Origin of the sequence: Serratia sp. C2(1) (assembly GCF_036352655.1) — a bacterium.
Classification (GTDB): domain Bacteria; phylum Pseudomonadota; class Gammaproteobacteria; order Enterobacterales; family Enterobacteriaceae; genus Serratia; species Serratia inhibens.
In genome coordinates this window covers 2,088,869-2,101,853 of record NZ_JAZFBA010000001.1, presented here as the reverse complement: position 1 = coordinate 2,101,853, position 12,985 = coordinate 2,088,869, and the positions used below count along the sequence as shown (strand labels likewise).

Below are 12,985 nucleotides of genomic sequence, written 5' to 3'. Positions count from 1 at the left end.
TATCAGCGAGTTAGGGTTAACCCGCTGCATAAATGGCAAAATAATGCCGCCATTATACACGTAATGGGCGTTTTTCTCGATCTGGCTGTATACGGCGGGAAAATGCGACGGCGGGGCCGCTTTGCATTGAGATTTTGATCACATTTACACATACTGCGCTTCTGATTAACCTACAGGAAACGCGCCGGATGTCCTTCTTGCCCAGTCCACCCTGAGTTGCCTCTCTCTGCTGCGGTTTGCCGCGCCATGCGGCCTTGGTTCCCGTTCTGCGGGGATGTATTTTTTATTTGTCAGAAGTGAAAAACTCATGTTTAACCTGAGCAATATCAGGCTGTCGGACGTCAAGAACGAGGTCCTGGCGGGCTTTGTGGTGGCGGTATCGATGATCCCGGAAGCGGTCGGCTTTTCGCTGGTCGCCGGGCTTTCCCCGATCGTCGGGCTGCACACCGCCTTTATTATCGGCCTGGTGACGGCGCTGTTCGGCGGCAAGCCGGGCATGGTGTCGGGCGCTGCCGGTTCTATTGTGGTGGTGCTGATGAGCCTCGCTGCACAGCACGGCATGGGATACGTACTGTGGGCGACGATTTTCGCCGGCGCTATCCAAATCCTGATCGGCGTGTTCCGGCTGGGCAAATTTATTCGGCTGGTGCCGCTGCCCGCCATTCACGGCTTTGTTAACGGCCTGGCGATTGTCATCATGCTGGCGCAACTGCATATGATTGCCGGGCAGGGGCCGCTGATGTACGGGTTGGTGGCGCTGGCAATCCTGGTGGTGGTGTTCTTCCCCCGGCTGACGCGCGTGATCCCCGCTTCGCTGGCGGCCCTGATCCTGGTTTCCGCATTGGCGATCGGGTTCAATCTGCATACGCTGCGGGTCGGCGACCTGGCGGATATCTCTGGCACCTTGCCGCATTTCAGCCTGCCGATAGCGCCGTTCAACCTGGAAATGCTGAAAGTGGTGCTGCCGTACGCGTTGGTGATCGCCCTGGTCGGCCTGATTGAATCGCTGTTGACCATGACGGTGCTCGACGAAATGGGCGGCAAGAAGGGCAACGGCAACCGCGAGAGCATCGCTCAGGGCGCAGGCAACACGATTTGCGGCCTGTTTGGCTGCTTTGCCGGCTGCGCGATGATTGGGCAATCGATCATCAACTTCACCTCAGGCGGCCGCGGGCGTATCTCCGGCGTGGTGGGGGCGTTGTTATTGATTTTGTTTGTGGTCAGCCTGTCGGGTTATATCGGTCTGTTGCCGGTGGCGGCACTGGCCGGGGTCATGCTGGTGGTGTGTTACAACACCTTTGAATGGAGTTCGCTGCGTCGGCTGCGCCGCATGCCGAAGATGGATGCGTTGGTGATGCTGTTGGTGACGCTGATTACCATCTTTACCGATCTGGCGGTGGCGGTAATCAGCGGGGTGATTATCTCGGCGCTGGTGTTTGCCTGGCAGCAAGCACGCATCCGCGTTCGTCAGCGCCAGGTTGAGGGCGATGTGGCGGTGTATCAACTCGACGGCCCGCTGTTCTTTGGCTCCACGGCGGCATTTGCCGATCTGTTTGAACCGAAAAACGATCCGCAGAACGTGGTGCTGGATTTTGCCGGCACCCGGGTGATGGATTCCAGCGGGGTAGAGGCGATCGATAAGCTGACGGCGCGCTATCTGGCGGCGGGTAAAACCATCCGCCTGCGCCACCTGAGCGGTGATTGCGTGCGTTTGCTGAAGCGGGCCGGTCCGTTTTGCAGCCATGAGCTGGACGACCCGCAGTATTATGTGGCTGAAGAAGGGTATCAGACCGATGACAGCCACGTCGGCGAGGAAACCTTTAAGGTGCGGACGTAATAGCAACACGCAGCAGCGGGCGGCATGCCCGCTGCGGTAACCCTCAGGCCTGCGCCTTGAAGCTGTGCAGGCGGCGAACGGTTTTTTCCAGCCCGTCGGTCAGCAGCACTTCGGTACAGCGGGCGGCTTCATCTATCGCTTCATCAATCATTTTTTGCTCGCTGGCCGGTGGCTTGCCGAGCACAAATCCTACGACCTTGTTTTTATCGCCCGGATGGCCAATGCCGATGCGCAAACGGTAGAAGTTCGGGTTATTGCCGAACTTGTTCTGAATATCTTTCAGCCCGTTGTGGCCGCCGTTACCGCCGCCAAGTTTGATTTTGGCGACGCCCGGCGGGATATCCAGCTCGTCATGCGCCACCAGGATTTCGTCCGGCTCAATGCGGTAGAAATTGGCCATCGCCAGCACCGCTTTGCCGCTCAGGTTCATAAAGGTGGTCGGCACCAGCAGCCGCACGTCGTTGCCCGCCAGACTGAGCCGCGCGGTGTAACCGAAGAATTTGCTCTCTTCCTTCAACTGCTGGTTATGGCGTTGAGCCAGCAAATCTACGTACCAGGCGCCGGCGTTGTGCCGCGTCTGGGCATATTCAGCGCCCGGATTCGCCAGGCCGACTATCAATTTAATACTGCTCACTGGGAAATTCGCTATGATCGAGATAATGGAAAGGGCATTAGTCTACCTGCCGCCGCCGCGAATGACAAAATCCTGATGCCCACTCCCGCGTATTGATTCTGCCATAGGCCGAAAGTTGAATAATTCATTAGAAGAACAATTCAATTTGTTGGCTAATAAACCGGATAAGGTAAAGATTTGTCACGTTTTCTTTACCATTTGTGATCGTCTCCGCAAACCCCTTGTCGGACCAGGGACTATACTTAATTTATCAAAGTGGGTTAACCCTTTGCTGAGTTATCCCGGTTGGCATATAACGCTATGGAGGTGACATATGAAACGTAGAAACGCGTGCAGAATGGGCAACTTTTTTATGGGGCTGGGGCTGGTCGTGATGATCGGCGGCGTCGGATACAACATTCTCGCTGAAGTAACACAGCTCGATTTACCGCAACTTTTCGCCCATGGCGCCGTCATGAGTATTTTCGTCGGTGCGTTGCTGTGGCTGGTCGGTGCACGTATCGGCGGCCGCGAGCAGGTTGCGGATCGTTACTGGTGGGTAAAACACTTCGATAAACGCTGCCGCAACGATCAGCATCGTTCGTCGCATTGATTAAAAAAACGGAAGGGAAGCGGCATTACGGCAAAGGAGAACTGCCGCGCACTCAGGTCTAAGGTCATGTTTGACTACGAGTAGAAAACCCGTTGCTGCTTGCGCACCAACGGGTTTTTCTTTTCTGCTGCCGGGCAATAGTTCTTCCGGTACGGCAGGGCGCCGCACCAGAAGAAAATGAATTAATGCTCGAACATCGCAGAGATTGACTCTTCATTGCTGATACGGCGGATGGCTTCAGCCAGCATGCCGGACAGCGTCAGAGTACGTACGTTTTTCAGTGCTTTGATTTCAGCAGACAACGGAATGGTGTCGCAAACGATCACTTCATCAATCACCGAGTTCCTGATGTTTTCCACGGCATTGCCGGAGAAGATCGGGTGCGTCGCGTAGGCAAATACGCGCTTGGCACCGCGTTCTTTCAACGCTTCAGCCGCTTTACATAAGGTACCGCCGGTGTCGATCATGTCGTCAACCAGCACGCAGTCACGGCCTGCCACGTCACCAATGATGTGCATCACCTGAGAAACGTTCGCGCGCGGGCGGCGTTTGTCGATGATAGCCATATCGGTATCGTTCAGCAGTTTGGCAATAGCGCGGGCGCGCACTACGCCACCGATATCCGGGGAAACCACGATTGGGTTCACCAGATTCTGTTGCAGCATGTCTTCCAGCAGGATCGGGCTACCGAACACGTTATCTACCGGAACATCGAAGAAGCCTTGAATCTGTTCAGCATGCAGATCCACCGTCAATACGCGGTCAACCCCTACGCTGGAGAGGAAATCGGCGACAACCTTGGCCGTGATGGGCACACGGGCAGAACGCACGCGGCGATCCTGGCGGGCATAACCGAAGTAAGGGATAACAGCAGTAATACGGCCTGCGGAGGCGCGACGCAGGGCATCTACCATTACAACCAGTTCCATCAGGTTGTCGTTGGTAGGGGCACAGGTGGACTGGATGATGAAAATATCACCGCCGCGTACATTTTCGTTGATTTGCACGCTCACTTCGCCGTCGCTAAAACGACCTACAGCGGCGTCACCAAGGCTGGTGTACAAACGGTTGGCAATACGTTGTGCTAGTTCCGGGGTGGCGTTACCAGCAAAAAGCTTCATATCAGGCACGAGAAGAACCTCAGGCATGCGTCCAGAGAAGATATTGTCGTACGGCCTTCGCTAAGGGGCAGTTAACGATGCCGGCGCAATATCATACGGGTGTGTTACCCGTCATACTTGAAGTTGCCTCTGTGTTGGCTAGACTCACTCACCCGCATCACTTACCGGAGTAAGCTCAGCGGGAGTCACTCGTTTGCCGCCTTGATGCAACTTCAATTATTTAGGGTATAAAAACTAACTTGAAACCGCAGCGGCGCAGGGATTACAGGGCCAGGTGTGCATGGCTCTGCGCAGCGAAACGAGAACTACGGTTCAATCTGCCCGGAACGGATGCGATGTAGTGGAGAGACGTTAACGCCACGCGCTACAAAACCACACAACCACTCCGGAGCTTGATTTAACACCTGACGGGCGGCGATTTCTGTGTCGAATTCAGCAAACACACATGCACCTGTGCCAGTCAGGCGTGACGGCGCGTATTCTAACAGCCAAGAAAGAAGCTGTTCAACCTCGCGAAAACGTTTTCTTGCGATTGGTTCGCAATCATTTGCGTAAGTTGCCTGCAACAGCACATTTAACGGGCGAACCGGGGTGTCTCTTTTTAATTCCGCGTCGCCAAAAATAACCGGGGTAGGGATGCTGACGCCCGGATGCGCCACCAGATACCACTTTTCCGCCGGATTGGCCGGCTGCAACCGTTCGCCGATGCCTTCGGCAAACGCCGCATGACCGCGCACAAAAACCGGCACGTCGGCACCCAGGGTCAACCCCAACTCCGCCAACTGGTCGTCGCTCAGCCCGCAGCGCCACAGTTCATTCAGCGCCACCAGCACCGTGGCGGCGTTGGAAGAGCCTCCGCCCAGCCCGCCGCCCATCGGCAGACGCTTGTCGATACTGATGTCGGCGCCACGCGGAACCGTGTTCACCCCGTGGTTGTCGCAATGCTGTTGCAGCAGGCGTGCGGCGCGGACGATCAGGTTTTGCTCGTCCGGCACGCCATCGACCGGCGTCAGCAGGCGGATGGCGTCATCCTGCCGCGCGTCGATGGTCAGCGTATCGCCGTAATCCAGAAACTGGAACAGCGTCTGCAGCTGGTGGTAACCGTCCTCGCGGCGGCCGGTAATGTACAAAAACAAATTTAGTTTAGCGGGAGATGGCCACTGGCGGATCATTTGAGGGTCCAGTTATCCATTTTCAGTTTGATGCGTTGATCGCCCTGTTTCAGTTCCAGGCGGCTTGGCAGCTGCGGCTTGAGATCGCTGTTGTAGTCCTGGTAATCCACGGTCCAGGTCTGGCCGCCTTGCCGATAAGTCAGCTTGTTCAGGCGGTACTGGTCATCCAGCGTGAAATCATTGGCCTCGCCCGGCAGGCCCAGCATCCACTGGCGCAGGTTATCCAGCGGGATTGCCATGCCGGTCAGTTTGCGGATCATTTCTTCGGCGTTGTCGCTGACATAGCGTTTGCCCTGGTTGTCCGTCAATTGCACCACGTTCTGTTGCACGTTCAGGTCAAGTTCGGTGCTGCCAAGCGGGTTGGTCAGCAGCAGGCGGTAGCGTTCCGGCGAAAATTGCTGCCAGAAGAAGCGCGCGTAAACTTTTTTCTGATCCGACAGATAGGCGAAAGAGCCACGGGTTTGATATTGCCCGAGCTGTTGCACCGCTTGCTCGTGAGCGCGCCACTGCGGTGAGGTTGGGCTGGTCGCCGGGCCGCTTGGCTTGGTGGTGGTACAGGCGGCCAGCACCAGGCTGGCCAGCGGGATCAGACGTAGCAAACTAACTTTGCGGATTGGCATAACTTTCTCTTGTCCTTTTGTCCTTGCGGGCATGCACAGCGAAATCTTTTTTCAGCGTTCACGCTAGCGGGGGAACGCGATAGCGTCAACACGCCCCGTTCTGAATATCCCCGTCTTTTTGCGGTGATAACAGGCGCTTTGGCGACTCGGCGGCTGAGCTTTGGGTTGCCATAAGATTAACACAATCGCCCGGGGGTGCCGCGTCGGTCGCGAGAATATCTTCGGTTTTAGCCCACGCCAGCGTTGCGCCAAAATCGCATATATTAGCAAATAAATTAATGTTTATTGAATTATCTACGCCTTTTTATGCGTTTTTCATTCGTTTTTAGCAATAATTGATTAATTTTATTTATGTGAATTACGAAAAAGATGTCTATGCTGGTAAAGCCAGATAGATAGCAGGCTGGCCTGCTGCGCATCATCTGCGTGTCACGCAGGCGATGCGGGCATTTCACCCCCTACACATAATGAAAATAAGGTATTTCGTATGAAAAAGCGTTTTTCTCTGTTGGCAGGAATGCTGTTTGCATTAACGATGCCGGCGCATGCCGCCGAGAATACCGAACCGAAAGCGATCGGGCCAAAGCACGGCGCTACCTTGATCCCCAAGGCGCGCCAGGTGATTTGTGAACAGGACGGCGGGTACAACTACCCGGATGATGGCTCGAACATGCCTAATGCGGCCTGCAGAAATGCCTTTTTGTACAAAGCGGAAACCATCCCTATTTGGGAACGCCGCCAGATGTTTACCGAATGGCCCGCTTACTCGCAAAACCTGGAAGGCACTCAGCATCCGTCAGACAAGGTCCCTGACGGCCAGCTCTGCTCGGCGGGCATCGCCAAGTTTGAAGGCATCGACCAGCCGCATGCCGACTGGCAGGTGAGCAGCGTCTCGGTAAAAGACGGCCAGGCTACGCTTTACTTCGACGCCACCCAGGTGCATGAGCCGAGCAAGTGGACGGTGTCGCTTGCCAAGCCGAGCTTCAATGCCGCCACGGATAAGTTGAAATGGAGCGATCTGACGCAGCTTGAGGTGACTAAAGTGATAGTTCCGCCGCCGGCCAAAGGCAACCATGTCAAATATGCCGGCGTCTACCAGATTGACGTCAAGATCCCGGCCGATCGCGCCGACGGGAAGCAAACGCTGTTGTATGTGCAGTGGGAACGGCAGGACCCAGCGAGAGAAACCTTTTTCAGCTGTAGCGATGTAAGATTCGACGGGGTATCCGCAGCTAACTAAACTGCGGCAGCCTAAAGGTGCCGGCGTAGCATGCCGGCACCGCAACCGGCGATGAAGAGCGCTCTGGTTACTATTTGGACGACCATAAGCGTTCAATCAGGATAACTTATTGATGAATACTGTGCGGATCGTCGCGTTTCAAACTAAAATTTAGTGTGCTTATTGATCTGGATATAATTTAACTTTTTGAATTTATTATCATTCATTGATTGGTTTCGGCTATATCAGTGATTGAACGGAAGATGCGGTTGTTACTTTTATTGATCTCGCGCATCAAGTAGAATGCCGTTCAACGAGAACCCGTACCAACAGAAGTATTACTCGAAGCAATGACCCTGCTGGCGTTAGGTATAAATCACAAAACCGCTCCGGTTTCTCTGCGTGAAAGGGTGACCTTCTCCCCAGAGTCTATCGATCAGGCGCTGACCAGCTTGCTCCAACAACCGTTGGTGCAGGGCGGTGTGGTGTTGTCTACTTGTAACCGCACCGAGCTTTATCTCAGCGTGGAGCAACAGGAACATCTTCACGAACAGCTGGTCGCCTGGCTGTGTGAATACCATCACCTGCGCCCGGAAGAAGTGAGCAAAAGCCTGTACTGGCACCACGGCAACGACGCCGTCAGCCACCTGATGCGCGTGGCCAGCGGGTTGGACTCCTTGGTGCTGGGCGAACCGCAAATCCTCGGGCAGGTGAAAAAAGCCTTCGCCGAGTCGCAACGCGGCCAGTCGCTCTCCGGTGAACTTGAACGCCTGTTTCAAAAATCCTTCTCCGTCGCCAAACGCGTGCGCACCGAAACGGAAATCGGCGCCAGCGCAGTCTCCGTGGCCTTTGCCGCCTGTACGCTGGCGCGCCAAATCTTCGAGTCGCTGGCCGATCTGAACGTGCTGCTGGTCGGCGCCGGTGAAACCATTGAACTGGTGGCGCGTCACCTGCGCGAGCACAAAGTGCGGCATATGATTATCGCCAACCGAACCCGCGAACGCGCCCAGTTGCTGGCAGACGAAGTCGGCGCGGAAGTGATCACGTTGCCGGAAATCGACGAACGTCTGGCAGATGCCGACATCATTATCAGTTCTACCGCCAGCCCGCTGCCGATCATCGGTAAAGGGATGGTGGAGCGTGCGCTGAAAGCGCGTCGCAACCAGCCGATGCTGCTGGTGGATATCGCCGTACCGCGCGATATCGAGCCGGAAGTGGGCAAGCTGGCGAATGCCTATTTGTACAGCGTGGACGATCTGCACGCCATCATTCAAAACAATCTGGCGCAGCGTAAAGCCGCGGCGGTGCAGGCGGAATCGATCGTTCAGCAGGAAAGCACCAACTTTATGGCCTGGCTGCGCTCGCAGGGCGCAGTGGAAACCATCCGCGACTACCGTTCGCAGGCCGACCAGATCCGTGCCGAAATGGAAGCCAAAGCGCTGGCCGCCATCGCGCAAGGCGCTGACGTGGAGCAGGTTATTCACGACCTGGCCCACCGGCTGACCAACCGCCTTATTCATGCCCCTACCAAATCCCTCCAGCAGGCCGCCGGCGACGGCGACGTGGAGCGGTTGCAGTTATTACGCGACAGCCTCGGGCTGGATCAGCATTAGTTTTCTCTTTTAACAGGGTTTAATACCACGCATGAAGCCTTCTATTGTTGCCAAACTGGAAGCGTTACAAGAGCGCCATGAAGAAGTGCAGGCGCTGCTCGGCGATGCCGGCGTTATTGCCGAGCAGGATCGGTTCCGCGCCCTGTCGCGCGAATATGCGCAACTGACCGATGTCAGCCGTTGTTTCCTGGAATGGCGCCAAGTGCAGGACGATCTGGCCACTGCAGAAATGATGCTGGACGATCCGGAAATGCGCGAGATGGCGCAGGAAGAGATGAAGCAGGCCAAGGCGGCGACGGAAGAACTTGAACAGCAGTTGCAATTGTTGCTGCTGCCGAAAGATCCGGATGACGAACGCGGTATCTTCCTGGAAGTGCGCGCCGGTACCGGCGGTGACGAAGCGGCGATCTTCGCCGGCGATCTGTTCCGCATGTACAGCCGCTATGCCGAAACGCGCCGCTGGCGCGTCGAGATCATGAGTGCCAACGAAGGCGAACACGGCGGTTATAAAGAAGTGATTGCCAAAGTCTCCGGCGACGGCGTCTACGGCCAACTGAAATTTGAATCCGGCGGCCACCGCGTGCAGCGCGTACCCGAAACCGAGTCGCAGGGGCGCATTCATACCTCTGCTTGCACCGTGGCGGTGATGCCGGAAGTGCCGGAAGCCGAATTGCCGGAGATCAATGCCGGCGATTTGAAAATCGACACCTTCCGCTCCTCCGGTGCCGGCGGTCAGCACGTCAACACCACCGATTCGGCGATCCGTATCACCCACTTGCCGACCGGCATCGTGGTGGAGTGCCAGGACGAGCGTTCGCAGCACAAGAACAAAGCCAAGGCGATGTCGGTGCTGGGGGCGCGCATCCGCGCCGCCGAAATGGCCAAACGCCAGCTGGAAGAAGCGTCAACCCGCCGCAACCTGTTGGGCAGCGGCGATCGTTCCGATCGCAACCGCACCTACAACTTCCCGCAGGGAAGGGTGACCGATCACCGCATCAACCTGACGATTTACCGTCTGGACGAGGTGATGGAAGGCAAGCTGGATATGCTGATTCAGCCGATAGTGCAGGAATACCAGGCCGATCAGCTCGCCGCGCTGTCCGCAGAGCTTGAATAATGGATTATCAATCCTGGCTGAAGGCGGCAAGTGCGCGGCTGACGCAGAGCGAAAGCGCCCGACGTGATGCCGAGATCCTGCTGGGCTTCGTGACCGGCAGGGCCAGGACCTTCCTGATGGCGTTTGGCGAAACCCTGTTGACGCCGCAGGAACAAGAACAGTTGGAAAGGCTGCTGGCGCGTCGCGAACGTGGCGAACCTGTGGCTTATTTGATCGGCGAGCGCGAGTTTTGGTCGCTGCCGTTGTCGGTATCCCCCGCCACCCTGATCCCGCGCCCGGACACCGAATGCCTGGTGGAACTGGCGCTGGAACGCTTGCCGCCTTCCCCCTGCACCATCCTCGATCTGGGCACCGGCACCGGTGCCATTGCGTTGGCGCTGGCCAGCGAACGCCCGGATTGCGCCGTGACCGGCGTCGATTTGCAGCCGGAGGCGGTGGCGCTGGCCCAGCATAACGCGCAAAAGCTGGCGATCGGTAATGCACAGTTCTTGCAGGGCAGTTGGTTCGAACCGCTGGTCGGCCAAACTTTCGCCCTGATCGCCAGTAACCCACCCTATATCGACGCCGCTGATCCGCATCTGGCGCAGGGTGACGTGCGTTTCGAGCCGAGCAGCGCGCTGGTGGCGCAAGGGCACGGGCTGGCGGATTTGGCCGCCATCGTGCAGCAGGCACCGCATTATCTGCAGCCTCAGGGTTGGCTGTTGCTTGAACATGGCTGGCTGCAGGGAGAAAACGTACGCGCGCTGCTGCAGGCCGCCGGTTTTATTTCGGTCGCTACCCGCCGTGATTACGGCGATAACGATCGCGTGACGTTTGGCCAATGGCCGCAGTAACTGAAACCCAACAATAACTAAGCACACGGCGAATAAAAAGGAAGCGATATGGCAGTCTACACGGCGTTAAAAAATCTGCATTTGTTGACGGTCGCCATCAGTATTGCCTTGTTTGTATTGCGTTTCTTCTGGAAGTGGCGCAATTCGGCCATGTTGAACAAGCGCTGGGTGAAGATAACGCCGCACGTTAATGATACGGTGTTGTTCGCCAGCGGCATTGCACTGGTGGTGATGTTCAAGCTTTATCCGCTGCTGGGCATGGACTCGTGGCTGACCGAGAAGCTGTTTGGCGTTATTATCTATATCCTGCTTGGTTACGTCGCATTGGGCAAGAAGACCAAAAGCCAGAACCTGCGCACCTTGGCGTTTGTGCTGGCGCTGGGCTGTCTGTACCTGATAATTAAACTTGCCACGACGAAATTACCCTTTCTGATGGGATACTTATGAGTAGCATTGCTGATTTTGAATTTAACACCTCGCTGCTGAGCGAGGGCGTAATCCTGGTATCGCAGTCGGTACGGCGTGATTTCCCCGTCGCCGAAGTCGAACGCAAGCTGCAACAGCTGGTCGACGATGCGCGTGCGGCCATGCCGCAGGATCTCAACCAGGAACAGCAACTGGACGCACTCATTGAACTGTTCTTCAAAACCTGGGGTTTTGGCGGCGCCGGTGGCGTGTATCGGCTGTCCGACGCTATCTGGCTCGACAAGGTGCTGGAAGGGCGCCAGGGTACGCCAGTCTCACTCGGCACCATTTTCCTGCATATCGCCCATCATCTTGATTTACCGCTGTTGCCGGTGATTTTCCCCACTCAACTGATCCTGCGCGCAGATTGGCTGGATGAAGAATTGTGGCTGATCAACCCGCTGAACGGCGAAACGCTGAACGAACATCAGTTGGAAGTGTGGATCAAGGGTAACCTGGGCTTGGGCGCCGAGCTGGAAGACGACGATCTCGATGAATCGGAAAACATCATGGTGGTGCGAAAAATGCTGGATACGCTGAAAGCCGCCCTGATGGAAGAAAAACAGATGGAGATGGCCCTGCGTGCCAGTGAAACGGTGCTGTGCTTCGATCCGGAAGATCCTTACGAGATCCGCGACCGCGGGCTGATTTACGCCCAACTGGAATGCAACCATATCGCTATTTCCGATCTCAACTATTTTGTCGAGCAGTGTCCTGAAGATCCCATCAGCGAAGTGATCAAAGTACAGATCCACTCGATTGAACCTAAACAGGTTACGCTGCATTAATTCATTTAAAATACCCGGTGCATTTCAAGCTGCGGCCTGGAAAGCGACGGGGATAACATCAACAAAGGCGAAAGCATGAAACAGAAAGTAGTTAGCATTGGCGACATCAACGTAGCGAACGATCTGCCGTTTGTGCTGTTTGGCGGTATGAACGTACTGGAATCGCGCGATCTGGCGATGAGCATCTGCGAGCACTACGTCACCGTGACGCAAAAACTGGGCATTCCTTACGTTTTCAAAGCCTCTTTTGATAAAGCCAACCGTTCTTCCATTCACTCGTACCGTGGTCCGGGTCTGGAAGAGGGGATGAGAATCTTCGAAGAAATCAAAAAAACCTTCGGCGTGAAAATCATCACCGACGTGCATGAAGCGTCGCAGGCGCAGCCGGTGTCCGAAGTGGTTGATGTGATCCAACTGCCGGCCTTCCTGGCGCGCCAGACCGATCTGGTTGAAGCGATGGCGAAAACCGGCGCGGTAATCAACGTCAAGAAGCCCCAGTTCGTCAGCCCGGGCCAAATGGGCAACATCGTCGACAAGTTCAAGGAAGGCGGCAACGATCAGGTTATCCTGTGCGATCGCGGCAGCAACTTTGGCTACGATAACCTGGTGGTCGACATGCTCGGCATCAACGTGATGAAGAACGTGACCGGCGGCCACCCGGTGATCTTCGACGTCACTCACGCCCTGCAGACCCGTGACCCGTTCGGCGCCGCTTCCGGCGGTCGTCGCGCGCAGGTTGCCGAGCTGGCGCGCGCAGGTATGGCGGTGGGTCTGGCCGGTCTGTTCATCGAAGCGCACCCGGAGCCGAACAGTGCCAAGTGCGATGGCCCATCCGCGCTGCCGCTGGACAAACTGGAACCGTTCCTGGTGCAGATGAAAGCCATCGACGATCTGGTGAAGAGCTTCCCAGAGCTGGACACCAGCAACTAAGCCGGTTTCCGCGTCCAGAAAAGCCCGATTCGTCGGGCTTTTGC

At 56.3% G+C, this 12,985-nt stretch carries 13 protein-coding genes; 9 read left to right on the top strand and 4 right to left on the bottom strand.

The window, feature by feature from the left end; genetic code table 11:
• Positions 1-307: 307 nt before the first annotated feature.
• A complete protein-coding gene (locus V2S86_RS09785) occupies positions 308-1,837 on the top strand; it encodes a SulP family inorganic anion transporter (protein ID WP_330762254.1) in 1,530 nt (509 codons plus the stop codon).
• A 43-nt stretch (positions 1,838-1,880) separates the two neighbouring features.
• Here V2S86_RS09785 and pth read toward each other — a convergent pair whose 3' ends face one another.
• Positions 1,881-2,471 carry an aminoacyl-tRNA hydrolase gene (gene pth / locus V2S86_RS09780; RefSeq protein WP_330762253.1) on the bottom strand — a complete coding sequence of 197 codons (591 nt, stop codon included), beginning with the start codon at positions 2,469-2,471 and terminating at the stop codon, positions 1,881-1,883.
• A 313-nt stretch (positions 2,472-2,784) separates the two neighbouring features.
• Between pth and ychH the strand changes: the two genes are divergently transcribed.
• A complete protein-coding gene (gene ychH / locus V2S86_RS09775; protein ID WP_330762252.1) occupies positions 2,785-3,063 on the top strand; it encodes a stress-induced protein YchH in 279 nt (92 codons plus the stop codon).
• Between the two features lie 182 nt (positions 3,064-3,245).
• Here ychH and prs read toward each other — a convergent pair whose 3' ends face one another.
• From prs to lolB, 3 genes are all read right to left on the bottom strand, one after another.
• Positions 3,246-4,193 (bottom strand): ribose-phosphate diphosphokinase, encoded by a 948-nt coding sequence (gene prs / locus V2S86_RS09770; protein ID WP_004943207.1) that lies wholly within the window; start codon positions 4,191-4,193, stop codon positions 3,246-3,248.
• A 296-nt stretch (positions 4,194-4,489) separates the two neighbouring features.
• Positions 4,490-5,356: a 4-(cytidine 5'-diphospho)-2-C-methyl-D-erythritol kinase gene (ispE, locus tag V2S86_RS09765; protein WP_330762251.1), complete on the bottom strand. Its 867-nt coding sequence runs from the start codon at positions 5,354-5,356 to the stop codon at positions 4,490-4,492.
• Positions 5,353-5,976: a lipoprotein insertase outer membrane protein LolB gene (lolB, locus tag V2S86_RS09760; RefSeq protein WP_330762250.1), complete on the bottom strand. Its 624-nt coding sequence runs from the start codon at positions 5,974-5,976 to the stop codon at positions 5,353-5,355. The genes ispE and lolB overlap by 4 nt, the downstream gene beginning before the upstream one ends.
• 487 nt (positions 5,977-6,463) lie before the next feature.
• On the opposite strand from lolB, the gene V2S86_RS09755 reads away from it, so the two are divergent.
• From V2S86_RS09755 to kdsA, 7 genes are all read left to right on the top strand, one after another.
• Positions 6,464-7,216, top strand: a complete 753-nt coding sequence (locus V2S86_RS09755; RefSeq protein ID WP_330762249.1) for a lytic polysaccharide monooxygenase — start codon at positions 6,464-6,466, stop codon at positions 7,214-7,216.
• Between the two features lie 329 nt (positions 7,217-7,545).
• A complete protein-coding gene (gene hemA, locus V2S86_RS09750) occupies positions 7,546-8,808 on the top strand; it encodes a glutamyl-tRNA reductase (RefSeq protein WP_330762248.1) in 1,263 nt (420 codons plus the stop codon).
• Positions 8,809-8,839: 31 nt separating this feature from the next.
• On the top strand, positions 8,840-9,925 hold the full coding sequence (gene prfA / locus V2S86_RS09745; RefSeq protein ID WP_330762246.1) for a peptide chain release factor 1: 1,086 nt from the start codon (positions 8,840-8,842) through the stop codon (positions 9,923-9,925).
• Complete coding sequence (gene prmC / locus V2S86_RS09740; protein WP_330762245.1) at positions 9,925-10,758, top strand: peptide chain release factor N(5)-glutamine methyltransferase; 834 nt, start codon at positions 9,925-9,927, stop codon at positions 10,756-10,758. The genes prfA and prmC overlap by 1 nt, the downstream gene beginning before the upstream one ends.
• Before the next feature lie 48 nt (positions 10,759-10,806).
• Entirely contained in the window at positions 10,807-11,205 is a 399-nt protein-coding gene (locus tag V2S86_RS09735; RefSeq protein WP_330762244.1) for a SirB2 family protein, read from the top strand.
• Complete coding sequence (sirB1, locus tag V2S86_RS09730; protein ID WP_006316754.1) at positions 11,202-12,011, top strand: invasion regulator SirB1; 810 nt, start codon at positions 11,202-11,204, stop codon at positions 12,009-12,011. Before V2S86_RS09735 ends, sirB1 begins: the two co-directional genes overlap by 4 nt.
• A gap of 75 nt (positions 12,012-12,086) precedes the next feature.
• Positions 12,087-12,941: a 3-deoxy-8-phosphooctulonate synthase gene (kdsA, locus tag V2S86_RS09725; protein ID WP_004943235.1), complete on the top strand. Its 855-nt coding sequence runs from the start codon at positions 12,087-12,089 to the stop codon at positions 12,939-12,941.
• Positions 12,942-12,985 lie beyond the last annotated feature (44 nt).